We start from the raw sequence: 24,331 nt of genomic DNA, 5'->3' as shown, positions 1-24,331 counted from the left end.
CATTCCCATTGTCGCGATAAGCCAGGCTGCACTAACATGGCGGCAGCGAAGCATCCCGCGCTCGCATCCAACACTGCCAGGCCGCCATGTTCGACATCCAGAACTACACCAGCTTCGTGCTCGCCATCCTGGTGTTCCAGCTGATCCCCGGGCCGGGCACGATCGCCATTCTCAACGCCACCGCGCGCAATGGCGTGGCGGCCGGCATGGGAGCGCTCTGCGGCACGCTGCTGGGCGACCTCGTGTACATGCTCGCCGCGGTGGCGGGACTGGCGGCGGTGATGCAGGCCAATCCGCTTTTGTTCCACGGCTTGCAATGGTTCGGTGCCGCGTACCTGTGCTGGATGGGTGTGCAGCTGCTGCGTACGCGCTTTGCCACGGACGCCGGCGCGCCCGAGCCGCGCAAGTCTGCGCGCGTATACCTGCGCCAGGGCTTCACGGTGAGCCTGACCAACCCCAAGGTGGTGCTGTTCTTTGTCGCGTTCTTCCCGCTGTTCCTGCGCCCGGATGCGTCGCCGGCCACGCTGGCGGCGATGATGGCCCACGTCACGGTGCTCAGCCTTGCCTACCAGGCAGCGCTGGTGCTGGCGGGCAACGCAGTGGCCAGCCGGCTGCGGGCGCTGCCGTTCGCGCGCACGCTGGCAACGCGACTGGCCGGGATCGCGCTGGTCGGCTTCGGCCTGCGGCTGGCGGCCAGCAACCGGTAACGGCCCGCGGCCAGGGCGGCGATTCGATACCGCGCGTCTGCACACAACAAAGCGGCCACGCATTGACGCGCTCCATGCGCGAGCGGAACACTGTCGCGTCCGCGCTCACCGCGTGCGCGCGGGCTTGCTACTGAACCGCCACCGTTCGAGGCGTCGTCTCAGGCGACGTTGTCCATCTTGCCGCTGCACGTTTTCCTTACTGCCTTTGCCGCGATCTCGCGGCCGCTCTCGTATCCCGTTCGTTGCTCCGCTTTATCGCTGCCGCGCGCCGTCAACGGAGCGCACCGATGAGTACGCTCGCACGCCGCCTGGTGGCCGAAGGCCTGGGCACGGCGCTGCTGGTGGCGATCGTGGTGGGCTCCGGCATCCGTGCCGAGCGCCTCGCCGCAGGCGACACCGCGCTGGCGCTGCTGGCCAATTCGCTGGCCACCGGGGCTGGGCTGGTGGCCTTGCTGGTGTCGCTGGGCCCGGTCTCGGGCGGGCATTTCAACCCGGTGGTGAGCCTGTCGGTGCTGCTGCAGGGCACGCTGCCGCCGCGCGATGCGCTGCGCTATGTGATGGTGCAGGTGGCGGGCGGCGTCTGCGGCGTGCTGGCCGCCCATGCGATGTTCGGCGAGCCGGCGCTGGCCTGGTCGGCGCAGAGCCGCACCGGCGCGGCGATGTGGTGGAGCGAGTGCGTGGCCACCTTCGGCCTGGTCGGCGTGGGCATCGGCACGCTGCGCAGCCGGCCGCAGCTGGTGCCGTTCGTGGTGGCAGGCTATATCACCGCGGGCTACTGGTTCACGTCGTCGACCTCGTTTGCCAACCCGGCACTGACCATCGCCTGCGCGCTGACCGATACCTTTACCGGGATCCGGCCGCAGGACGTGCCGGGCTTCGTGCTGGCCCAGATCGGCGGCGGGCTGGCTGCCACGCTGCTGTTCCACTGGCTGTGCCGCAAACCCGCTGCGGCCGCCACGGCGCAGGCCGACTGGCGCGCTGCGCCCGCCAGCGCCCCTACCAGCGCCGATTGAGCTGCACGCCGAAGATCGAGCCGCTCGCCTGCGAGGCCCACGCGTCGGCCGGCGCGGTGTAGCCGATGCCGTCGACGTCGCTGGCACGGCTATAGGTGTAGAAGGCGCGCAGGTTGGCATTGCCGGCCGACTTGCCCAGCGTCAGCGTGGGCGCCACGGTCAGCGCGGTGCGCTGGCCGCTGACGCCGAAGCCGGACGAGATCTGGTCGTGCGAGACCTCGAAGTTCAGGCGGAACTGGTTGCTGGCAACGTAGGCAGGACGCAAGCGCGTGGTGGTCCACTGCAGCGTGCCGACCGGCGACCGGTCGAACTGCAGGCTTTGCTCCACCGCGCCGCTCAGCCCTGAACGGCCCTTCCATTCCATCGATTCCGCCACGCGCGTGCGCGACAGCGCCGGTCCCATTCCGGTGTAGCCGGTCATGGCGGTGCGCGATCCCGATCCGAACTGCACCCCGAGCCGGTTGGTGCCGAACAGCACGCCCTTCTGCTCGTGCAACGCAGACGCCCACCATGCACCGCCGGGGTCTTCCACCAGCGGCTGCGCCTCCACCCGCGTGAAGCCGAGCTGGATCGAACCCTGTTCGTTGGTATTGATGGGCGCGGTGCGCAGCGAGTGGTAGCTGGGCAGGTTCTGGCCGTTCTGGTCGGCGCGCGCGGTGTACTGGTAGCTCAGGCCGATATCGCCGATCACCTTGGCGTTGTCGACGCCGAAGCGCATCGCCGTGGAATTGGGCGGCAGCAGGCCGGACGACAGCAGGAACGGCGCATTGTCGCGCCGGCCGGCCCACATGGTGGCGCCGTCCAGCACCGCCAGGCCGCTGACGGCGGTATAGAACTGCGGCACCAGGGCGTAGGGATCGATCGCCGCGGGGCGGCCATTGACCGTGGTGGCGTCGGTGCCGCGCGCCTGCGCGATCAGCATCACCTGCGCGCCGCCATCCAGGTCCAGCACCGATTCGCGGATCTTGACCTCGCCGGCGCTGCGGCAGGCCAGCCCGTTGCCGATACCGGTGGAAAGCGCGCCGCCGGGGCAGGCGCGCATGGTGGCCGGGCGTTCCTCGGCCGCGGCGCGGCCGCTGTAGCCGAGGCGCCACACGGAATCCCCGGCGGGGTCGTCGGCGGGCAGCTGCGAGTGCAGTACCGGCGGGGCGTCCGGCGGTGTGCCACCGGTGGTGCTGTCCGCCGGCTCGGCGGGCGCCTCGGCCTGGAACTGGCCGAGCCGGGGCGGGAACAGCACCAGTGGCGGCGGCGGCTGGGGTGGCGGTTCAGGCGGTCCGACGAAGCTCGGGTCGGCAGCGGGGCTGGTGCCGGCCAGGGTTGCCGGCGCGCTGCCGTCAGGCTGCACGCCGGGCTGGGCAGCCGGCTCGCCCGTGGTGCCTGGCGCCGGTGCCGCTGGCACGGTCACGCTGGCCGCAGGTGCCGCTTCGCCGGCGATCAGCGCCGCCAGCGGATCCTCCGTGCTTGCCGTGGCCGGCGTGGCAGCAGGCCCGGCGGCTAGCGCCGAACCAGCGGTCACCACCGGCGGCACCGCCGGGCGCGGTTCGATGCGGGGCGGCGGGGTGGTCGCGCTGGTCGTCGCATCCCCGGTCTGCGCGCACGCGACCAGGCCCCACGCGGCCAGCACGGCAAAACCGAGGCGGCGCAGGGGCAGGCCATCGCGTCCGGCAGGGCCGGGACAAAGCGGGATGGCGGGAATTCGACGGGAGACTGGCGGCAATTCGGACAGCAATTCAGTCAAGCAACAACGATGGCCGGAGCAGGCAAGGGCTCCGGAGGCGGGACTGTTTTTTATCAGCCGACCCATTTGACCGCAAGCCGGGTTACAAAATCCATCACACTGTGCGCCGTCTCACAATGCGAAAAACCCCGGGATATGGCGCGATTGACTAGCGAAAACCCGCACTTGCGCGATACCCCGTGGCGAAAGAGCCACCGCTATAATCGGCTGGCTTGTCTTTCGGGTAAGACAGCCCTTTGCCGTGGCCCGCGACCGGCGCCAGGCATGCAGGGCACGCCGCCGTGCCCGTTCGCAACAGGCACAGCGTTGCGCAAGCCGCTGTACCCCGGCGGCTGGTGCGTCACGGTCCGGCGCGCGGCATCATGCAAGCCGCGAGCCTGCATCCGAATCAATATCTATAAGAGGAGAAGTGGAGATGGAACGTCGTTCCTTTCTGTTGAAAGCGTCGGCCGTGGCCGCCACGGGGGCACTGGCCGCGTGCGGCAAGGGTGAAGAGAAGGCAGCACCTGCCGCCGCCAGCGGCCCGGCAGCGCCGGCCGTGGTCGGCAGCAACCCGGCCGTGGAATGGCGCCTGGCCTCGAGCTTCCCCAAGTCGCTCGACACCATCTACGGCGGTGCCGAGCTGCTGTCGGCCCGCGTCAAGGAACTGACCGACGGCAAGTTCAACATCAAGGTGTTTGCCGCCGGTGAAATCGTGCCGGGCCTGCAGGTGCTGGACGCGGTGCAGAACAACACCGTGCAGATCGGCCACACCGCCGGCTACTACTACTTCGGCAAGAACCCGACGCTGTGCTTTGACACCACCATCCCGTTCGGCCTGACCGCACGCCAGCAGAACGCCTGGATGATGCAGGGCAACGGCATGAAGCTGATGCGCGAGTTCTTCAAGGAATACAACGTCGTCAACTTCCTGGGCGGCAACACCAATGCACAGATGGGCGGCTGGTTCCGCAAGGAAATCAAGACCGTGGCCGACCTGCAGGGCCTGAAGTACCGCATCGCCGGCTTTGCCGGCGTGGTGCTGTCGCGCCTGGGCGTGGTGCCGCAGCAGATCGCCGGCGGCGACATCTACCCGGCGCTGGAAAAGGGCACCATCGACGCGGCCGAGTGGGTGGGCCCGTACGATGACGAGAAGCTGGGCTTCTACAAGGTGGCGCCGTACTACTACTACCCGGGCTGGTGGGAAGGCAGCGCGCAGCTGTCGTTCTACGCCTCGGCCACCGAGTACGAGAAGCTGCCGGCGCTGTACAAGCGCGCGCTGGAAACCGCCACCATCGAGGCGCACACCAACATGATGGCCAAGTACGACACGGTCAACCCGCAGGCGCTGGCGCGCCTGCTGGAAAACGGCGTCAAGCTGCGCCCGTTCTCCAAGGAGATCATGGAGGCCTGCTTCAAGGCGACCCAGGAATCCTACGCCGACGAAACCGCCAAGAACCCGTCGTTCAAGAAGATCTACGACGACTGGCGCGTGTTCCGCAACAACCAGGCCGCCTGGTTCAACGTGGCCGAACAGGGCTTCGCCCAGTTCAGCTTCGCGCGCAAGCTGTAAGCGGCACACTGCCCCGGCCGCCCCGGGGCCTGCCGCAAACCCCATGTTCCCTCGGGAGCATGGGGTTTTTTGTTGGCCACGGCAGGCGGGCGCCCGTCGGGCGGGGATCGCGCGGCGCCGGTAGAATCGCCGGCATCTACCGGAAATCCCTATGCAACTCGGCATTCTCTACGCCCTCCTGGCCTACGTCATCTGGGGGCTGCTCCCGCTCTATATCAAATCGCTGCCCGGCATTGCACCGCTGGAGATCCTGCTGCACCGGATGGTGTGGTCGCTGGTATTCCTCGGCCTGATCCTGACCTGGCGGCACCAGTGGGCGTGGCTGGGCCGGGTGCTCAGGGACCGGCGCCTGCTGCTGTCGTTCGGCGCCAGCGCGGCGCTGCTGTGCGCCAACTGGTTCCTCTACATCTGGGCGGTGTCGGCCAACCGCGTGGTCGATGCCAGCCTGGGCTACTTCATCAACCCGCTGTTCAGCGTGCTGCTGGGCGTGGTGTTCCTGCACGAGCGGCTGCGCCGGGTGCAATGGCTGTCGATCGCGGTAGCCGCGGCCGGGGTGGCCTGGCTGACGGTGGCGGCAGGCCAGCTGCCGTGGATCGCGCTGGGGCTGGCGGCCAGTTTCGGCGGCTATGGCCTGCTGCGCAAGACTGGCGCGCTGGGTGCGCTGGAAGGGCTGTCGCTGGAGACGCTGCTGCTGTTCCCGCTGGCCGCGGCGGCACTGGCCTGGCTGTTCGCCACCGGCCAGGACAGCTTCACCCACGCAGCGCCGGGTACGCAGTGGCTGCTGCTGCTGGCCGGGCCGGTCACGGCGGTGCCGCTGCTGTTCTTTGCGGCCGGCGCGCGGCGCATTCCGCTGTCGTTGCTGGGCCTGCTGCAGTACACCGGGCCGACGCTGCAGCTGCTGCTGGGCGTGTGGCTGTGGAACGAGCCGTTCCCGGCGCAGAAGCAGGTCGGCTACGCGCTGATCTGGCTGTCGCTGGCCTTGTATGCGGCCGAGGGGCTATGGATGAATGCGCGGCAGAAGCCCACTATCATCCAATCGATCAATGAAACCAACTAAAAATCAAGCCATTTCATTCGTCGCACGGATAACCAATACGGTGCCTGGCCACCATGTCCGCCCCGCCTGATGCCACTCCCTCGGTCCAGCGCAAGATCATCCATTGCGACTGCGACTGCTTCTACGCCTCGGTCGAGATGCGCGACGCCCCCTCGCTGCGCGGCCGCCCGATGGCCGTGGGCGGCTCGCCCGACCGGCGAGGGGTGATTGCCACCTGCAACTACGAAGCGCGCGCCTTCGGCGTGCGTTCGGCGATGCCGTCGGCACAGGCGCTCAAGCGTTGCCCGAACCTGCTGATCGTGCGCCCGGCGATGGACAAGTACCGCGAGGTCTCGCGCCGGATCTTCGCGATCTATCGCGAATACACCGCGCTGGTCGAACCGCTGTCGCTGGACGAGGCCTACCTGGACGTGAGCCTCTGCACCCGCCACGCCGGCAGCGCCACCCGCATCGCCGAGGAAATCCGCCAGCGTGTGCGCGATGAAGTGGGGGTGACGGTGTCGGCCGGGGTGGGGCCGAGCAAGTTCGTGGCCAAGATCGCCAGCGACTGGAACAAACCCGACGGACTGTTCGTGGTCAAGCCGGCGGCGGTCGATGGCTTTGTCGCCGCGCTGCCGGTGGAGCGCATCCACGGCGTGGGCAAGGTCACCGCGGCCAAGCTGCGGCGCCTGGGTGCCGAGACCTGCGGCGACCTGCGGCCGTGGTCGCCGGACCGGCTGCACCGCGAGTTCGGGGTCTTCGGGGCGCGGCTCTACAAGCTGTGCCGCGGCGTCGACGAGCGCGAGGTCACGCCCGAGCGCGAGCGCAAGTCGATCAGCGTGGAAGAGACCTATGCCAACGACCTGCCCGACCTGCAGGCCTGCATGGCCGAGCTGGAACCGCTGATCGCCATGCTCGAAGCCCGCATCGACCGGGCTCAGGCACACGACACCATCGACAAGCTGACCGTGAAGCTGCGCTTCTCTGACTTCCGCCAGACCACGGTGGAATGCCGCGGCCACGCGCCGGACCGCACCGTCTACGCGCGCCTGCTGGCCGAGGGCCATGCGCGCCGGGGCTTGCCGGTGCGGCTGCTGGGGGTGGGGGTAGGGACCAGCGACCGGGATACGTCGCAACTGGAACTGTTCGACTAATCGCATGATTATTCCCGCGAATAATCAACGCAAATAAAATCAGGACACCCTGATAAATCGCATCAATAAACCAGCTACTGCAGGTCGTTGCGCATCACCAGCAGCCACGGCATATGCGAATTGGTGACGCCGTCGAGCCGGCCCGAATCGCCCAGCTCGATCTCCTCCATCGACACCGACTGCTGGACATTGCCGCCGATGGCACGCACCACGCGCGTTGCCGGATCCACGCCGACCACGATGTCGCAATGCATGGGGGTGGTCCCGAAGCCGATTTCGGCGATGTCCTCGAGATAGCGGTCGCGCCCGCGCCCGGCGCAGATGATGTCGCCGGGCCTGGGCATGGCGGGCACGGGCTCGATATGGAAGGCTGGCCTGGGCAGGATGCCGTCGCGGGCATCGACCACGTACATCGAGTGCGACTGCCCGGTCAGGAACTGGCGCTCGTCCAGCCCCGCCTTGCGCAGCACCCATGAGATAAACACCGCCGACCAGGCCCAGGACCCCTGCGTCACCTGCCGGCACCCGGGCGCTTCGCCGACGATGCCCCAGTAGCGGCGCGCCAGCGAGCAGCCCAGGGGCGTGGCTTCCATGCCGGTGCCGTCCGGAAAGGACAGGCAGCTGGCGGCGGGTGGCGGATTGCCGTTGGTCTTGGATTCGGTGTCGGTGGTGGCGGCAGCGGGTGCCCCGGCCTCCGCGGGGGAAGCTGGCTGGGCCTCCGGGATCTCTGGCAGTGGCGCAGGCAGTTCCGGTGCGGGCACCGGGCTGTAGGTGACGCAGGAGGTGTCGTCCCGGCCCAGCCGCACCACCTGCCCGCCCCAGCGGGCCCATTCCTGCGTGGCGATCTCGACGATGCGTTCGCGCGGCGTGGCGCCCGGGCGCGTCACCGGCCTTTCGGTGTCGGGCAGGGCGCTCGCCTGCGGCCGCACCGGCTCGCTGACGGTGGTGCAGGCACTCAGCAGTGCCAGCGCCACGGCAACGCAGGCCGCGCGCATGGCGCCTGCAGCCTGTGGAGAAAGCTGTGGAACCGGCTGTGGAAAGCGCTGTGCATAACGCTGTGGAGATCTGCGGCGCGGCGGACGGGCAAGCATGGAGGCCCCATGTGGCACGGCACCCGGTCCGGCCTGTCACGGCCACGGCTGGACGCCTGTTGGAAGACTTCGCGCGCGATCGCCCCGATGGCGGATTCAGCGATGCGGCGGATACTGCAGAAAATCAGCTTACTGCTGTGGATAACGTCCCCCGCCTGGCGCTCGCCTGCACCCTCGGGCACCGGGCGGCGGCATGGCGGGGTCTGACAATTCGGGCCCTGCAGTGCAGCCCGTCAGGCTCACTGGTTGACAGCGTCCTTGAACTTCTGGCCAGCCTTGAACTTCACGGTCTTGGCTGCTTCGACCTTGATTTCTTCGCCGGTACGCGGGTTGCGCGCCATGCGCTCGCCACGCTCGCCCTTGCTGAACGTGCCAAAGCCGATGAGGCTCAGCGTTTCGCCCTTGGCCACGGCGTCCATGATGGCCGACAGGGTCACGTTCAGTGCCTGTTCCGCCTTGGACTTGGTCAGACCGTCCACCCCGGCTGCGATAGCGTCGATCAGTTCGGTTTTCGTCATGCTTCACTCCGTATCGAGTTGATAAAACACAGGCGTCCGCATGCCGGGCGGCCTGACTGGCACCGCTCCGGCAAAGACGCCGCGGGCCACATGATACCGTGTCGGACAAGGCGCACCGGGAACAGATTGTTACCTGGCAGTTTCCGCGAGGCCGCGCCAGGCTGGGCTTCGCGGCAAATCGACGCAGCTGGGTACAGCCATCGCAAGCGGCGGAAGGTGACGAAAGCGCCCTAAGCTGACAGGGCAGGGCACCCAAGCCGCGCAGGCGCGATGGCGCGCGGACCGGGTGCCTGTGCCCTCACCCATCCCTCACCAGAGGCTCTCAGAGGCCCTCTGCGCACGCCGAGGCGTATTGGACAGGCCTGGAGAGCCAGCGACGGCCAGAAGCGCTTGCAGACGCTCTGGCAGCCTCGGGAGGCACCGACTGCACTATGTTGCATGTTATCGGATCACCGGGCCTGACAGCGAACAGAGCAGCTATTCGGGGCATGCATGGCGCCTTGCAGGATCGGTTTACGGACCGGCTCCAGATACTGTCTGGCAGCGTATACGCGCAAGTCGGTGTGATTGGGCGTATACGCCCGAGGTATACGCCCAATCTTCAAACCCAAAACCACAAAGTTTCGCGCTATCGCGACGTTTACGGTCCCGGCCATTCGGATGATGCCTTGGGGGCATTCTGTTGCCGACGCCGTTGGTTCGTTCTTTCGGTTTACCTTTTTCTTTCATGTATACAAATAGTAGTAGTAAGTAAACACCCGCTCCTGCTGTGGAAAACCACGTAAACGTCTTTCGGTTCAACGGTTTACGTAAACGAGAAGTGGTCGTATCCAATGTTGGTCGAGGTGGATGACTCAGCCATCCGGAGGAGGCCAGTGCCGCAAGCCCTCCGACTTATGCCTGAGGCATCCCCATGCCAGCCCCAGGCAGCCCACATCCAATCCGCGTGCTTGTCCACAGTTCGAGGCGGGGTTATCCACACGCGGGGACGTAAACGGGCGGCGGCTGAGGCGGAAACGGGGTGCCGTATACGTGCCAATTGCAACCAAGGCGTATACGGTGAGGTCGCCGGAAGGGGTGTTACGTATACGTGTCACGGTTGCACCGGTATCATCCCCGCTCGCGCCGGAACGGCCGGCACAGCGGGCCACTCAGGCACAACAGGCGACGAGCACGGAAAGGCAAATGGCGGACAAGGCAAAGCGCAAGGCAGCGGACGAGGGCAAGAAGAAGACGGCGAGCGACCGGATCGAGGTGCGCCAGTCAGGCGTGCACGGCAAGGGGGTCTATGCGATCGGCCAGATCGCCGAAGGCGAACGCGTGATCGAGTACAAGGGCGAGCATATTTCGTGGAAGAAGGCGCTGGAGCGCCATCCGCACGATCCCAGCGATCCCAACCACACTTTCTACTTCAGCCTGGACGACGGCAGCGTGATCGACGCCAAGTACGGCGGCAACCGCGCGCGCTGGATCAACCACGCCTGCGAACCCAATTGCGAGGCGCGCGAGAAGAAGGGCCGCGTGTTTATCCACGCGCTGCGCGACATTGCCCAGGGCGAGGAGTTGTTCTACGACTACGGCCTGGTCATCGACGCGCGCTATACCGCCAAGCTGAAGAAGGAATTCGAGTGCCGCTGCGGCAGCCCGCAATGCCGCGGCACCATGCTGGCACCGAAGGAAAAGAAGAAGAAGGCCAAGTAAGGCGCGCGTCCCAACCCGCGCCGCCGCCAGCGCAGCGGCGGGTTCAGGCCACCGATCCTGGTGGTTCGCAGGGGATCCGGATCACGAAGCGCATGGTCGGCCGCCGTTCGGGCGCGCCGTCCGCGGCCGGTGCATCGCCGGCCGCACCTGGAACCGGCGGCACGTCCTCGATGCGGATGGTGCCCTGGTGCAGCGTCACGATCTCATGGACGATGGCCAGCCCCAGCCCGGCGCCGCCGCTGTGGGCCGCCCGCCCGCCGCCCGGCTCGGGGGCGCGGTCGCCGCGGAAGAAGCGCTTGAAGACTTCCTCGCGCCGCTGCGGCGGGATGCCGGGGCCGTTGTCTTCGACCATCACCACCGCCATGCCGCGGTGACCCATGGCCTCGCCGCCGGCGCGCACCGTGATGCGCCCGCCCGCGGGCACGTACTTCACCGCGTTGTCGATCAGGTTGGACAGGGCCTCGCGCATCAGCAGCCGGTTGCCGCGCACCACCGCGGGCGCGCTGCCGGTGAAGGTGGGGCCGGGCAGGATCTCGAAGCCCAGGTCGATGCGTTGCGCCAGCGCCTGCGGCACCCACTCGGCGCCGATCTCGAAGGCCAGCTCGGCCAGGTCGAAGTGTTCCACCGGCCCGAGACGCTCCAGCGACAGCCCCGGCTCGGCGCGCGCCAGCGACAGCAGCTGGTTGGACAGCCGTACCGCGCGGTCGGCGGCGGTCTGCACCTCGCGCAGCGCATGCCGGGCGACTTCCAGCGAATCGGCTTCCTGGGCCCGGTCGGCATGCAGCTTGACCGCGGTCAGCGGGGTGCGCAGCTGGTGCGCGGCATCGGCAATGAACTTGCGTTGCGCGTCGAGCGCGTCGCGCAGCCGCGCCAGCAGCGCATTGAGGCCGCGGATCAGCGGCGCCACCTCGGCCGGCACCTGGGTCTCGTCGAGCGCGGCGAGTGAACGGGCAGTCTGCCGGTTGAGCTTGTCGGCGAGGATCTGCAGCGGCACCAGCTCTTCCTTGAGCACGTGCGACAGGATCAGGCTGCCGACCAGCAGCAGCAGGATCAGCGGCACCGACACCGACAACAGGATCTCGTTGGCGGCGGTCTCGCGCCGGTCCAGCAGCTCCGCCACCTCCACCACGATCGGCCCGCGCGCGGGTTTGCCGGCCTCGCTGGTGCCGAGTTCGTCCACCGCGGCGCTGGGCAGCATCACCGGCAGCCGCACCGCGCGCACCTGGCGGCCGCTGAACCAGGCGTAGAACAGGCGCGCATCGTGCAGCGTGGTCTGGCCGGTGCCGTAGCCCAGCCAGGTGTCCATGCCGCCGATCAGCCCGTCGGGACCGTGGATGCGCCAGTAGATGCGGTCGGTGCCCTCGGCCTCGACCAGCGTCTGCGCGATCATCGGGATGTCCTGCTCCAGGCGCGGGCCGGCAATGCGGATCTGCTGGGCGATGTTGTTGGCCACGCCATACAGCGCGCGGTCGAACACCTGCGTGGTGTAGTGCGCCGCCAGCCAGTACGACAGCGAGCCGCTGGTCAGCACCAGTGCAAACAGCGGCGTGGCCAGTGCGCGCAGCAGGTGCGCGCGCAGGCTGATGTTGGAGCCGGGGCGGGAGGCCTGGCGCGTCGCCGCGGGCGCAGGGGTGTCGCCGGCGGCGTCAGCGGCGGCGGAAGCCGGGGGCACGTTCCGCGTTGCGATGCGGGAGGCCGTGCGCCAGGAAACCCGGGAGGAGGTGCGGGAGCGAGGCCACATTGCCGGCTAGGCCGAAAGGCAGGGCCGCGTGTCGGATAACCGCGGCGGCCGGAGCGGTTTCATTGTCCGGCGCGGATCTGCAGCAGGTAGCCGAAGCCGCGCACGGTGACGATCTCGACATCGCTGTCCTCGAGCTTCTTGCGCACGCGGTGCACATAGACCTCGATCGCGGTGTCGCCCACGGTGTCGCCGCCTTCGCCGGCGGGGTGGGCAAAGGTGGCCAGGTGGTCCTGCAGCTGCGCCTTGCTGACCACGCGGCCCTGGCGCTGCAGCAGCAGCTCCAGCACCGCGAACTCGCGCGGCGACAGCTCCAGCGGGCGGGCGTCGATAAACATGCGGCGGTCGTTGCCCGACAGCCGCAGGCGCCCCAGGCGCACGTCGCGCTCGGGGGCGGCCTCGCCGTGCTGGCTGCGGCGCAGCAGCACGCGCACGCGCGCTTCCAGCTCGGGCAGGGCGAACGGTTTGATCAGGTAGTCGTCGGCGCCGGCGTTCAGGCCCGAGAGCTTGTCTTCCAGCTCGTCGCGCGCGGTCAGGATGATGACCGGGGTGGTGCGGTTGCGGGCGCGGTAGCGCGCCAGCAGGGTCATGCCGTCGATGCCGGGCAGGCCCAGGTCCAGGATGACCAGGTCGTGCTGCTCGCGCAGCAGGTGTTCGGTGGCATAGACGCCGTCGTGGACGACGCGCATCTGGTGGCCAGCGCGGGACAGGCCGGCTTCGACGCCGCTGGCAATCTGGCGGTCGTCCTCGATCAGCAGGATACGCATGGCGGCAGTTCGGGCAGGAAGTTGGGCATGGCTGGAGGGAAGGCCTCTTGGCGCACACGGGAGGTGCGGGCCTGCCGCAGATTGTACTAGCCGCGGGCCTCCGCTTCCTTACGGATTGCCTACAGCGGCCCGATCCGGCGCTGCCGCCGCGCCCGCGCTTAGTCCGTCACCGCGTCGGCGGCGCGCTCGATGAAGTGGGCCAGGTCGATGTCGCGCTGGGTCAGGCCGTTGGCATCGTGCGTGGACAGCGTGATGTCGACGCGGTTGTAGACGTTGAACCATTCCGGGTGGTGGTCGGCTTTCTCGGCCTGGATCGCCACGCGCGTCATGAAGCCGAAGGCGGCATTGAAGTCATGGAAGGTGAAGCGCTTGAAGATCGCGTCGCGGTCCGGGACGGTGGCCCAGCCGGGCAGGTCTGCCAGCAGCGTGACACGGGCTTGCGGGGAAAGAGGGGTCATAAGGGGCTCGATCTGGTCGTAACGAAAACGAAGGCCGCAAATCAATGCGGACAGCCGGCCCGCCCGCGCCGTGGCGGCGGGCATGCCGGCATTGTTTCACAAAGCGGGAAGCGGGGCAGCGCGCCCCGGGTTTGCCGGCAAGGGGCCGGATCAGATGTCTTCGGTGTCGGCCCAGCCTTCACGGGTGCCGACATTGAGCACCTGGTCGCCCGGGGCCACGTCGCCCGCGCCCAGCGTCGGCTGCGCGCGCAGTTCTTCGTAGAGCGGCGCAAAGTCCGGCCGGGTGGCATCGAACAGCTGTTCGAAGCTGTCGATCACGAAGTAGGTCTTCTGGAAGGTGTCGATGCGGTAGCGCGTGCGCATGATGCGGCGCACATCGAAGCCGATCCGGTTGGGGCTGGCCGAATCCAGGCTGTAGATCGACTCGCCCTGGCTCGACAGGATGCCCGCGCCGTAGATGCGCAGGCCCTGCGGCGTGCGGATCAGGCCGAATTCAACCGTGTACCAGTACAGCCGCGACAGCATGTCCAGCGCGCCGAGCCCGTTCGCCTTCAGGCCGCCCTTGCCGTAGGCCTCCATATAGTCGGCAAAGACCGGGTTGATCAGCAGCGGCACGTGGCCGAACACGTCGTGGAAGCAGTCCGGCTCCTGCAGGTAGTCCAGCTGCTCGGGCTTGCGCATCCACCAGCTGGCCGGGAAGCGGCGGTTGGCCAGGTGTTCGAAGAACACCTGGTCCGGCACCAGGCCGGGAACGGCCACGACCTGCCAGCCGGTGGCGCGCATCAGGGTTTCATTGAGCTGGTCGAAATCGGGGACGCGGTCCTTGTCCATGCCCAGCGTGGCCAGGCCCTGCAGGAATTCATCGCTGACACGGCCCTGCAGCATCGCGGCCTGGCGTTCGTACAGCTTGCGCCAGATGGCGTGGTCGGTGCTGGTGTAGCGGTGCACCGGCTGGGCGATGGTGAAGTCGGGGCGCAGTTCCTGGCCGGACAGCAGGCCGGCGTCGAACTGTTCCTTGAGCTTGTCGGTCAGGGTGCCCTGGAAGGCGCCGGGGGCTTCGGTGGCCGTGGCGATGGACATGGTGCGCGTCTCCTTGTAATGCGTGCTTGCTGCATCGGCGGCAGCATGAATGCGGATTTACTGCGTAGTTTAGACAGCCAGGCGCGCAGAATGGCCGCAAAATCCGCTTGTTTTGGTGCGGCGGCGCATATAATGTGCATCGTTCAAATAAAGAGTGCGGGATTTGTGTATGACTGCCTCCGGCGTCTCCCTGGACCCCTTCGACCTCGCGCTGCTGGCCGTCCTGCAGGCCGACGGCCGCACCACCCACCAGCAGCTGGCCGAACGCGTGCACCTGTCGCCCAGCCAGGTCGGGCGCCGGCTGGCGCGGCTGGAAGCCGACGGCGTCATCACCGGCTACCGCGTCAACCTGTCATCGCAGGCGCTGGGCCTGGGGGTGATGGTCTTTATCAGCGTCAAGCTGGCCCACCATGCCGACACCATCATCGAACGCTTCCGCGAAGAGATCCTGCTGCTGGAAGAGGTGCAGGAGTGCTATTCGGTGGCCGGCGAGGCTGACTACCTGATCCGCGTGGTCGTGCCCGACCTGCCCACGCTGGCCGAATTCACCATGAAGCGGCTGATGCGCGTGCCCGGCGTGGAAAGCGTGCGTTCGAATATCGTCCTGACCGCGATCAAGTGCGACGGGCCGCTGCCGCTGTCGCACCTGCGCTGAATCTTTTCCTGCGGCGCGTTGCAGGTTTGCGTGCCGGTCTTGCGCTCCTGTGGCGTGCGTGTCACCCTCGCCAGGTGCCGCAAACGTGGCGGGAACGGAGGATGGCAGGATGAAGGGAATCGTCGCCCGAGCCGATCGGGGTCTTGGCAGGATGCCAACGCAATTGCATGCGCGGCGCGCAGTCCTGGCCCTGGTGGCCACGCTTGGAATCCTGGCAGCGGGCGGCGCGCAGGCCGCGCAGGTGACGCGCTTCTCCCCTGAAGGCACGGTCGGGCAGGTGCGGCAGGTGGCGATCCGCTTCGACGAGGCCATGGTGCCGATGGGCGACGTCCAGGCCACCGCGCCCGCGGCGGTTTCCTGCACCGGTGCCGGCACCGGCGGGCAGGCCCGCTGGATCGATGCGAAGAACTGGGTCTATGACTTTGCCAGCGACCTGCCGCCGGGGGTGCGCTGCACCGTGCGCATGCGCACCGGCCTGCGCAGCGTGGCCGGCACCGCCTATGCCGGCAAGCCGGAGTACCGGTTCGAGACCGGGGGCCCGACGGTCGTGTCCAGCCGGCCTTCGGGCGGCGAGATCGAGGAAGATCAGGTCTTTGCGCTGCGCTTCAATGGCGCCGCCACCGCGGCCTCGGTGCGCGAGCACGCCTGGTGCCAGGCGCAGGGGCTGGGCGAGCGCATCCCGGTGCGCTTGCTTGCCGGCAAGGAGCGTGATGCCGTGCTCGACGCCATCCACTGGGAACGCATCGCCAGGCAGGCGCCCGATGCCGTGCACCTGCTTGCCTGCCAGCAGCGGCTGCCGGCCGCGGCGCGGGTGCAACTGGTGCTGGGCGCGGGCATTGCCACGCCGTCCGGCGTGGCCACGCGCGACGAGCGCCGCTTTGACTACACCGTGCGCGAACCCTTCACCGCCAGCTTCAGCTGCGAGCGTGAACACGCGCAGTCGCCGTGCACGCCGCTGCGGCCGATGTCGGTCAGCTTCTCCTCGCCGGTGCCGCGCAAGCTGGCCGAGAGTGTGGTGCTGAAGACGCCGTCCGGCCCGCGCGCGCCGCAGTTCGATCCCGACCTGGCGCCGGACGCCAGCGTCAGCGCGCTGACCTTTGCCGCGCCGTTCGCGGAGAAGGCCCAGTTCACCATCGAAGTGCCGCGCAACCTGAAGGACGACAGCGGCCGCACGCTGGCCAATGCCGACCTGTTCCCGCTCAAGGTGGCCACCGCATCGATGCCGCCGCTGGCCAAGTTTGCCGCGGCGCCGTTTGGCGTGGTGGAACGCTTCGGCGAGCTGCCGCGCGGCAAGGCGCCGGCCGACTACCCGCCGCTGCTGCCGGTGACGCTGCGCAACGTCGAGGCCGACCTCGCCGTGCGCGGCGTGCAGGCCAGGGCCGGCACCGTGATGAAGCTGCGCGTGGACGACGACACGGCCGTGATGCAATGGTTTGGCCTGGTGCGCCGCATGCATGAGGCCAGCTATACCCGGGCCGAGCTCGACGCCGTGCTGGCGGGCCGATCCCCGTATCGCGTCAACAACCCGCGCAATGCGGTGTCGATCGAGACGCGCTCGGTGTCTCTGCTGGATCGCGCCCCCGGCGTGCAGAAGCTGGCCGTGCCCAAGCCTTCGGGCGATGCGCCGCGGCCGTTCGAGGTGATGGGCATCCCGCTGCCGGAACCGGGCTTCCATGTGGTGGAGATCGCCTCGCCGATGCTGGGCGAGTCGCTGCTGGGCAAGCGCGCGCCGATGTACGTGCGCACCGCGGCGCTGGTTACCAACCTGGGCGTGCATTTCAAGCTGGGCCGCAGCGCTGGCAATGAAGACGACGGCAGCCGCAGCGGGCTGGCCTGGGTCACCACGCTGGATGACGGCAAGCCGGTTGCCGATGCCGCCGTGGCGGTGCGCGACTGCAGCGGCCGCCTGCTGGGCGAAGGGCGTACCGATGCCAGCGGCGTGGTGCGTTTTGCCAGGCTGGCTGCCGCGCCCGAGAGCGCCTGCGAGCAGAACGGGCTGTCGGGATATTTCGTCTCGGCGCGCATCGCCGCCGGCCACCCGCAGGCACGCGGCAAGGCCGACATGGCCTTCGTGATGTCGGACTGGAACCGCGGCATCGAGAGCTGGCGCTTCAATGTGCCGACCGACACCAGCACCGCACCCACGGTGCGCGCCCACACCATCTTCGACCGCACGCTGCTGCGCGCCGGCGAGACCGTGTCGATGAAGCACCTGATCCGTGCCGAGACCGCGCAGGGTTTTGCCCTGCCGCCGGCCAGCCGCCCGTTGCCCACGCGCGTGGTGATCCGCCATGAAGGCAGCGGCCAGACCTACGAGCTGCCGCTGCAATGGCGCCAGACCGCGACCGGCGGGCGCAGCGCGGAGAGCACCTTCCAGGTGCCGGCGGCGGCCAAGCTGGGGGTCTACAGCGTCGAGCTGGAAACGCAGAAGGGCGAAGGCGCAGCGCAGGACAATGGTGGCGCGCGCAGCTACACCAGCGGCAGTTTCCGGGTCGAGGCATTCCGCCTGCCGGTACTGGCCGGCACGCTGCAGGTGGCAGGCAAGGCGGGGGCCGTGGTGGCGCCTGCCGAACTGCCGGTCGGCGTGGAGATCCACTACCTCTCCGGCGGCGGTGCGGCCGGGCTGCCCGTGCGCGTGTCCGCGCTGCTGCGCGACAAATACGTCAGCTTCCCCGGCTATGACGAGTTCTCGTTCAACCCGCCGCGCGCGCAGCGCGAAAGCGCCAGCGGCGACGAGGAGATGGATGAGGACGGGCAGGGCGATGCCAGTGCCGACAGCCAGAAGCTGGTCGCCGACAAGCTGCCGGTGACGCTCGACAAGAACGGCAACGGCACCGTCACGCTGCGCAAGCTGCCCAAGATTGAAGCCCCGCGCGACCTGCTGCTCGAAGCCGGCTTTGCCGACCCCAACGGCGAGATCCAGACGCTGCGCCAGACCGTGCCGGTGTGGCCGGCGGCGGTGGTGGCCGGCATCCGCACCGATGGCTGGGTCTCGGTCAAGCAGAAGCTGGCCGTGCACGGCGTGGTGCTGGACGTCAACGGCAAGCCGGTGGCGGATGCGCCGGTCAAGATCAACGCGCGGGCACGCATCACCACCTCGGCGCGCAAGCGCGTGGTGGGCGGCTTCTACCGCTATGACAACCGCTCCGAGACGCGCGACCTCGGCACCGTGTGCGAGACCCGCACCGATGCGCAAGGCCGTGCGCGCTGCGACGTGGCGCTGGAGCAGGCCGGCCAGATCGAACTGGTGGCGAGCGCGCGCGACAAGGACGGACGCACCGCGCAGGCGGCCTCGACGGTCTGGGTCACGCGCCAGGGCGAGCTCTGGTTCGGCGGCGAGAACCATGACCGCATCGACCTGCTGCCGGAGAAGAAGTCCTACGCGCCGGGCGAGACCGCGGTGTTCCAGGTGCGCATGCCGTTCCGCCATGCCACCGCGCTGGTCGCGGTGGAGCGCGAGGGCATCTACCAGACCCAGGTGGTGGAGCTGCACGGCAGCGATCCCACCGTGCGCGTGCATGTGAAGCCGGAGTGGGGGCCCAACGTCTACGTGTCGGTGCTGGCCTTGCGCGGGCGCCTGCATGAGGTGCCCTGGTATTCGTTCTTCACCTGGGGCTGGCGCCAGCCGGGCGAGTGGTGGCGCGCGTTCCGCAGCGAGGGCCGCGAATATGCCGCGCCGACCGCGCTGGTGGACTTGTCCAAGCCGGCCTTCCGGCTGGGGCTGGCCGAGATCCGCGTCGGCAATGCGGGCCACCGGCTCGACGTTACCGTGACGCCGGACAAGGCCAGCTATCCGGTGCGCGGCAAGGCGCGCGTGGCGATCCAGGTGAAGCTGCCCGACGGCAAGCCCGCCGCCAACGGCGAAGTGGCCCTGGCCGCGGTGGACCAGGCCTTGCTGGAACTGATGCCCAACACCAGCTGGGATCTGCTCGATGCGATGCTGCAGCGGCGCGGCTACGGCGTGGAAACGTCGACCGCGCAGATGGAGATCATCGGGCGCCGCCACTACGGGCGCAAGGCGGTGCCGGCGGGCGGCGGCGGCGGCAAGAGCCCCACGCGCGAGCTGTTCGACACGCTGCTGGTATGGAACCCGCGCGTGCAGCTCGACGCCGAGGGCCGCGCCAGCATCGAGGTGCCGCTCAACGATTCGCTGACCAGCTTCCGCATCGTCGCGGTGGCGGACCTTGGCCTCGGCCGCTTCGGCACGGGCAGCGCCACCATCGCCGCCACGCAGGACCTGCAGGTGATTTCCGGCCTGCCGCTGCTGGTGCGCGAGGACGACCGCTACCGCGCCATGTTTACGCTGCGCAATACCACCAAGCGCGCGATGACGGTGCAGGCCAGCGCGCGCGGCACGCTGCTCGGCAATGAGGCCAGCCTGCCGGCGCAGACCGTGCAGGTCCCCGCCGGCGAAGCGCGCGAGATTGGCTGGGACGTGACCGCGCCCGCGCTGCTGGCGTACTCGCGCAGCGGCACGGTGATGTGGGAAGTGCAGGCGAGCGAGCAGGGCACGGGTGGGGCGGCCGACCGCATCAAGGTGTCGCAGCAGATCGTGCCGGCGGTGCCGGTGACAGTGCAGCAGGCCACGCTGGCGCAGGTGTCGCCGTCGCTGTCGGTGCCGCTCAAGGCGCCGCCGGGCGCGCTGGCGGATCCTGCGGGCAAGGTGCGCGGGGGGCTGCAGGTGAACTTCCAGTCGTCGCTGGCGGGCGGTATGCCGGGCGTGCGCGAGTGGTTCCGCAACTACCCGTTCACCTGCCTGGAGCAGCGCGCATCGAAGGCCATCGGCCTGAACGACACCGCCGCGTGGGACGCGCTGATGACGCAGCTGCCGTCCTACCTCGATGCCAACGGGCTGGCCTCGTACTTCCCGCTGAACGCCGACGGCGACTTTGGCAGCGAAGTGCTGACCGCCTACCTGCTGGCGGTCACCGACGAGGCCGCGCGCGTCGGGCTGGCGCTGCGCATCCCCGACGCGCAGCGCACGCAGATGGAGCGCGGGCTGACCGACTTCGTCGAAGGCCGCATCCGCCGCGACAGCTGGGCGCCGGTGGCCGGCACGCAGTACCTGGAGGCGCGCAAGCTGGCAGCGCTCGAGGCGCTGTCGCGCACCGGCCATGCGCAGGCGCGCATGCTGGGGTCGATCCAGATCCTGCCGGCGCAGTGGCCGACCTCGGCGCTGCTGGACTGGACCCTGCTGCTCACGCGCATGCAGGACATCCCGCAGCGCGAGCAACGCCTGGCCGAGGCGCAGCAGCTGCTGCGCTCGCGCCTGACGGTGCAGGGCACGCGCCTGGCGTTCTCCACCGAGCGCAACGACAACTGGTGGTGGATGATGGCCGGCGGCGACACCAATGCCGCGCGCCTGCTGGCGCTGGCGTCGGAACTGCCGGGCTGGAAGGAAGATGCGCCGCAACTGGCCACCGGGCTGCTGGGCCGGCAGGTGCATGGTGCCTGGGGCACCACCACTGCCAACGCGTGGGGCATGCTGGCGGTGACGCGCTTCTCGCAGGCGTTCGAGAAGACACCGGTGGCGGGCACCACGCGGGCGAGCGTGAGCAATGCGGCCGACGCCTCGCGCAGTTTCGACTGGGCGCGCGCGCAGCGCACCGACGGCGTGGCCGAGGGCAGCGTCGAGCTGCCGTGGCCGACCGGCGCCGACGGCGGCACGCTGCAGGTGGAGCACGCCGGCGCCGGCCATCCGTGGGCCACGGTGCAGGCGCTGGCGGCGGTGCCGGTGACCGCGCCGCTGGCCGCGGGCTACCGCATCAAGCGCACCGTGACCCCGCAGGAGCAGGCGGTGCAGGGCAAGTGGTCGCGCGGCGATGTGTACCGCGTCAAGCTGGAGATCGATGCGCAGGCCGACATGACCTGGGTGGTGGTCAGCGATCCGGTGCCTGCCGGCGCCACCATCCTCGGCAGCGGCCTGGGCCGTGACTCCGCGATCGCCACGCGCGGCGAGCAGCGCAAGGGCGCGGCCTGGCCGGCCTACACCGAGCGCACGCCGCAGGCCTACCGCGAGTACTTCGGCTACCTGCCCAAGGGCACGGTATCGGTCGAATACACGGTGCGGCTGAACAACGCCGGCGACTTCGCGCTGCCGCCCACGCGCGTGGAAGCGATGTACGCGCCCGACGTGTTCGGCGTGGCGCCCAATGCGCGGCTGGCGGTGGGGGCGCGCCCATGAGCTGGCTGTCGATGATGATGCCGGCACGCGTGCGCGAGTGGTGGCTCGCGGGCACGCTGGCCGGCATCATCTACGGCGCGCTGCTGGTGCAGGTGGCGATCGAGCTGCCTGAAGGCGCGCCGCTGACCGGGCATATCGCCATGCAGCCCGCGTGGAAGACCGCGATGGCGCTGCTGCTGGCACGCGCCGCGTGGTTCCACCGGCCGCTGGTTGAGCGCCGCTGGCTGGTCACTGCGCTGCTGTTCTCGGCCCTGGGCGACCTCCTGCTGGCGCTGCCGACGCTGACGTTTTCGTTCATGGGCGGGCTTGGCGCCTTCCTGCTCGCGCACCTGGCCTACCTGCGCGTGCTGGTGCCGCTGGCGGGCGACACGCGCCCGCACCGGCTGATTGCGTGCGGCGCCATGCTGGGCGTGGCGGGCACCATGCTGGGCCGCTTCTGGCCCAATATGGGCCCGCTGACGGTGCCGGTGGCGGTATACGTGGGCGTGCTGGCGGCGATGGCCTGCAGCGCGCTGGTGGCGCGCCTGCCCACGCCGCTGGCGGCGCTGGGGGCGCTGTGTTTTGCCGCATCGGACATGATGATCGGCATCGCGCGCTTCCTGGTGCCGTTCGAATCCTTCCAGCTTGGCATCTGGTGGACCTACGCCGCGGCACAGGTGCTGCTGGTGGCGGGCATCGTGGCGGGACGCGAGCAGGCATGAAGCAGCGCTGTATTCGCATGGTGCTGGTGACGGCGTTGATCTGGTCCGCGCCGGCCATGGCCCTGCCGTCCTTCGAGCAAGTCCGTACCGACTGGCGCAGTGCCGACGTGGTGGTGCTGGACCGCCACGGCGATACCGTGGGCCGCGTGCGCGACGACTTCCGCGCGCGCCGCGGCGACTGGGTCGCGCTGGCCGATACCTCGCCCGCGCTGCGCACTGCCATCGTGCTGTCGGAGGACCGGCGCTTCTATGCCCACAGCGGGGTCGACTGGCAGGGCGTGGCGGCCGCGGCCTGGGCCAACCTGTGGAACACACGCACGCGCGGCGCCTCGACGCTGACCATGCAGCTGGCGGGCCTGCTCGATGAGGACCTGCGCCGGCCGGGCGCTCCGGGGCAGGGCCGCAGCTTGACGCAGAAGCTGGGGCAGGCCGCCGGTGCGGCGGCGCTGGAGCGCAGCTGGAGCAAGGACCAGATCCTGGAGGGCTACCTGAACCTGGTGCCGTTCCGCGGCGAGCTGGTGGGCCTGTCGGCGATGTCGCAGGTGCTGTTCGGCAAGTACCCCGAAGGGCTCAACGCGAGGGAATCGGCCCTGGCGGTGGCGCTGGTGCGCGCGCCCAATGCCAAGGCCGCCCAGGTGGCAAGCCGCGCCTGCGGCATCCTGCGCGAGATGCGCCTGCCGCGCGAGTGCGAAGGCCTGGAAGGCTTTGCGCAACTGGCGCTGCTGCGCACCGGGCCGGTCGCGCAGCGCGCCGCGGCCGCCACGCCATCGGCGGCGTCGCCGCAGCTGGCACCGCACCTGGCACGGCGCCTGGTCGGCGAAGCGCGCTCGCAACTGGCCGCGGGCGTACCCATGCCTGCGCGCATCGCGTCCACGCTCGATGCCCGCCTGCAGCGCGTGGCTGCCACCAGCCTGGACCGGCACCTGCGCGAACTGGGCGGGCGCAATGTCGAGGACGGCGCGGTGGTGGTGATCGACAATGCCAGCGGCGACGTGCTGGCCTATGTGGGCTCGTCGGGCACGCTGTCAGGCGCCGCGCAGGTGGACCACGCGGCCGCGCTGCGGCAGGCGGGCTCGACGCTCAAGCCCTTCCTGTACGAGCAGGCGCTGGAAGAGACGCGGCTGACCGCGGCCTCGCTGCTGGACGACCGGCCCGTAAACCTGCCGGTCGGCGGCGGGCTCTACGTGCCGCAGAACTACGACCACCGCTATGTCGGCTGGGTCAGCCTGCGCGCGGCGCTGGCCGCGTCGCTGAACGTGCCCGCGGTGCGCACGCTGGTGATGGTGACCCCGCACCGCTTCCACAAGCGGCTGGTGGCGCTGGGGCTGCCGTTGGCCGAGGCCGGGGACTACTACGGGTTCAGCCTGGCGCTGGGCAGCGCCGACGTGTCGCTGCTGGCGCTGACCAATGCGTACCGGGCACTGGCCAATGGCGGGCGCTACGCGCCGCCACGGCTGCGGGAAGGGGCAGCGGCCGCACCGATGACAGCGGTGATGCAGCCGGGCGCGAGCTACGTGATCGCCGACATCCTGTCGGACCGCCATGCGCGCGCGCGCACCTTCGGCCTGGACAGCCCGCTCACCACGCGCTTCTGGACCGCGGTGAAGACCGGCACCAGCAAGGACATGCGCGACAACTGGTGCATCGGCTGGTCACAGCACTACACCGTGGGCGTGTGGGTCGGCAATGCCAGCGGCGCGAGCATGCACGAGGTTTCGGGCGTATCGGGCGCAGCGCCGGTCTGGCACGACATCATGGAAGCGCTGCACCGCGCGCGCGCCAGCCACGCGCCCGCCATGCCCGCCGGCGTGCAGCGCGTGGCGCTGAGCTTCGACGACGGGCTGGAGCCGGCACGCGATGAAGTCTTTCTGGCCGGCACGGCGATCCGGCGCGTCAGCGTGAGCGCACCCGCCGCGCGCCCGACCGCACCCGTGATCGCCAATCCCGCCGACGGCACCGTGTTTGCGCTGGACCCCGACATGCCGCCCGCGGCGCAGCGGGTCTGGTTCCATGCCGAGGGCGTGGCCGGCCAGACCGCGCGCACGGTCAGCTGGCGCATGGACGGCAAGCCGCTGGGGCGCGGCGGCGAGGTGGCATGGCTGCCGTGGCCGGGGCGGCACCAGGTGGAGCTGCTCGATGCGTCTGGCAAGGTGGTGGACCGCATCGGCATCGAGGTGCGTGGCGCGTCAGTGCGCGCGCCGGTGCCAGCGGCCAAGCGCTGAGGCCGCTGGCGCTCTG

General features: G+C 69.4%; 17 protein-coding genes. 10 read left to right on the top strand and 7 right to left on the bottom strand.

From position 1 onward, the window contains the following. The first annotated feature begins 86 nt into the window (after positions 1–86). Together AC3WLF_RS19130 and AC3WLF_RS19125 are read left to right on the top strand one after the other, a co-directional pair. A complete protein-coding gene (locus AC3WLF_RS19130; protein ID WP_492352660.1) occupies positions 87–707 on the top strand; it encodes a LysE family translocator in 621 nt (206 codons plus the stop codon). 287 nt (positions 708–994) lie between these two features. After that, entirely contained in the window at positions 995–1,720 is a 726-nt protein-coding gene (locus AC3WLF_RS19125) for an aquaporin (protein ID WP_492358640.1), read from the top strand. Here the strand turns inward: AC3WLF_RS19125 and AC3WLF_RS19120 are convergent. Next, complete coding sequence (locus tag AC3WLF_RS19120) at positions 1,704–3,524, bottom strand: carbohydrate porin (protein WP_492321562.1); 1,821 nt, start codon at positions 3,522–3,524, stop codon at positions 1,704–1,706. The two genes, AC3WLF_RS19125 and AC3WLF_RS19120, sit on opposite strands and share 17 nt — an antisense overlap. 349 nt (positions 3,525–3,873) lie before the next feature. On the opposite strand from AC3WLF_RS19120, the gene AC3WLF_RS19115 reads away from it, so the two are divergent. The 3 genes from AC3WLF_RS19115 to dinB all read left to right on the top strand — a co-directional run bounded on the left by AC3WLF_RS19115 (position 3,874) and on the right by dinB (position 7,200). Continuing rightward, on the top strand, positions 3,874–5,010 hold the full coding sequence (locus AC3WLF_RS19115) for a TRAP transporter substrate-binding protein (protein WP_492321561.1): 1,137 nt from the start codon (positions 3,874–3,876) through the stop codon (positions 5,008–5,010). Between the two features lie 151 nt (positions 5,011–5,161). Beyond that, a complete protein-coding gene (rarD, locus tag AC3WLF_RS19110; protein WP_492321560.1) occupies positions 5,162–6,067 on the top strand; it encodes an EamA family transporter RarD in 906 nt (301 codons plus the stop codon). Positions 6,068–6,120: 53 nt separating this feature from the next. Next, positions 6,121–7,200 carry a DNA polymerase IV gene (dinB, locus tag AC3WLF_RS19105; RefSeq protein WP_492358639.1) on the top strand — a complete coding sequence of 360 codons (1,080 nt, stop codon included), beginning with the start codon at positions 6,121–6,123 and terminating at the stop codon, positions 7,198–7,200. A gap of 74 nt (positions 7,201–7,274) precedes the next feature. Here dinB and AC3WLF_RS19100 read toward each other — a convergent pair whose 3' ends face one another. Both AC3WLF_RS19100 and AC3WLF_RS19095 read right to left on the bottom strand, forming a co-directional pair. Continuing rightward, entirely contained in the window at positions 7,275–8,291 is a 1,017-nt protein-coding gene (locus AC3WLF_RS19100; protein WP_492321558.1) for a DUF2272 domain-containing protein, read from the bottom strand. Positions 8,292–8,530: 239 nt separating this feature from the next. Further along, positions 8,531–8,809, bottom strand: coding sequence for an HU family DNA-binding protein (locus tag AC3WLF_RS19095; RefSeq protein WP_010811309.1), 279 nt, complete (start codon positions 8,807–8,809; stop codon positions 8,531–8,533). Positions 8,810–9,994: 1,185 nt separating this feature from the next. Here AC3WLF_RS19095 and AC3WLF_RS19090 point away from each other — a divergent pair. Then, on the top strand, positions 9,995–10,510 hold the full coding sequence (locus AC3WLF_RS19090; protein WP_492352664.1) for an SET domain-containing protein: 516 nt from the start codon (positions 9,995–9,997) through the stop codon (positions 10,508–10,510). 43 nt (positions 10,511–10,553) lie between these two features. On the opposite strand, the gene AC3WLF_RS19085 is transcribed toward AC3WLF_RS19090, so the two are convergent. The 4 genes from AC3WLF_RS19085 to phhA all read right to left on the bottom strand — a co-directional run bounded on the left by AC3WLF_RS19085 (position 10,554) and on the right by phhA (position 14,553). Continuing rightward, complete coding sequence (locus AC3WLF_RS19085) at positions 10,554–12,182, bottom strand: sensor histidine kinase N-terminal domain-containing protein (RefSeq protein ID WP_492357064.1); 1,629 nt, start codon at positions 12,180–12,182, stop codon at positions 10,554–10,556. Positions 12,183–12,310: 128 nt separating this feature from the next. Next, entirely contained in the window at positions 12,311–13,015 is a 705-nt protein-coding gene (locus AC3WLF_RS19080; protein WP_011616251.1) for a response regulator transcription factor, read from the bottom strand. A gap of 158 nt (positions 13,016–13,173) precedes the next feature. After that, entirely contained in the window at positions 13,174–13,473 is a 300-nt protein-coding gene (locus AC3WLF_RS19075; RefSeq protein ID WP_492358638.1) for a 4a-hydroxytetrahydrobiopterin dehydratase, read from the bottom strand. Between the two features lie 150 nt (positions 13,474–13,623). Beyond that, positions 13,624–14,553, bottom strand: coding sequence for a phenylalanine 4-monooxygenase (phhA, locus tag AC3WLF_RS19070; protein ID WP_492321554.1), 930 nt, complete (start codon positions 14,551–14,553; stop codon positions 13,624–13,626). Positions 14,554–14,722: 169 nt separating this feature from the next. On the opposite strand from phhA, the gene AC3WLF_RS19065 reads away from it, so the two are divergent. The 4 genes from AC3WLF_RS19065 (at position 14,723) to pbpC (ending at position 24,315) form a co-directional block, all read left to right on the top strand. Further along, entirely contained in the window at positions 14,723–15,208 is a 486-nt protein-coding gene (locus AC3WLF_RS19065) for an Lrp/AsnC family transcriptional regulator (RefSeq protein WP_010811303.1), read from the top strand. Positions 15,209–15,317: 109 nt separating this feature from the next. After that, positions 15,318–21,392: an alpha-2-macroglobulin family protein gene (locus AC3WLF_RS19060; protein WP_492358637.1), complete on the top strand. Its 6,075-nt coding sequence runs from the start codon at positions 15,318–15,320 to the stop codon at positions 21,390–21,392. Continuing rightward, positions 21,389–22,093: a lysoplasmalogenase gene (locus AC3WLF_RS19055; RefSeq protein WP_492358636.1), complete on the top strand. Its 705-nt coding sequence runs from the start codon at positions 21,389–21,391 to the stop codon at positions 22,091–22,093. Before AC3WLF_RS19060 ends, AC3WLF_RS19055 begins: the two co-directional genes overlap by 4 nt. Then, a complete protein-coding gene (pbpC, locus tag AC3WLF_RS19050) occupies positions 22,090–24,315 on the top strand; it encodes a penicillin-binding protein 1C (protein WP_492358635.1) in 2,226 nt (741 codons plus the stop codon). The genes AC3WLF_RS19055 and pbpC overlap by 4 nt, the downstream gene beginning before the upstream one ends. Positions 24,316–24,331: the final 16 nt, after the last annotated feature.

The sequence above is a fragment of the Cupriavidus sp. FW306-01-F10A genome (genome assembly GCF_058782785.1).
Note: the sequence above shows the minus strand (reverse complement) of the source record. Positions and strands in the feature narration are given on the sequence as shown.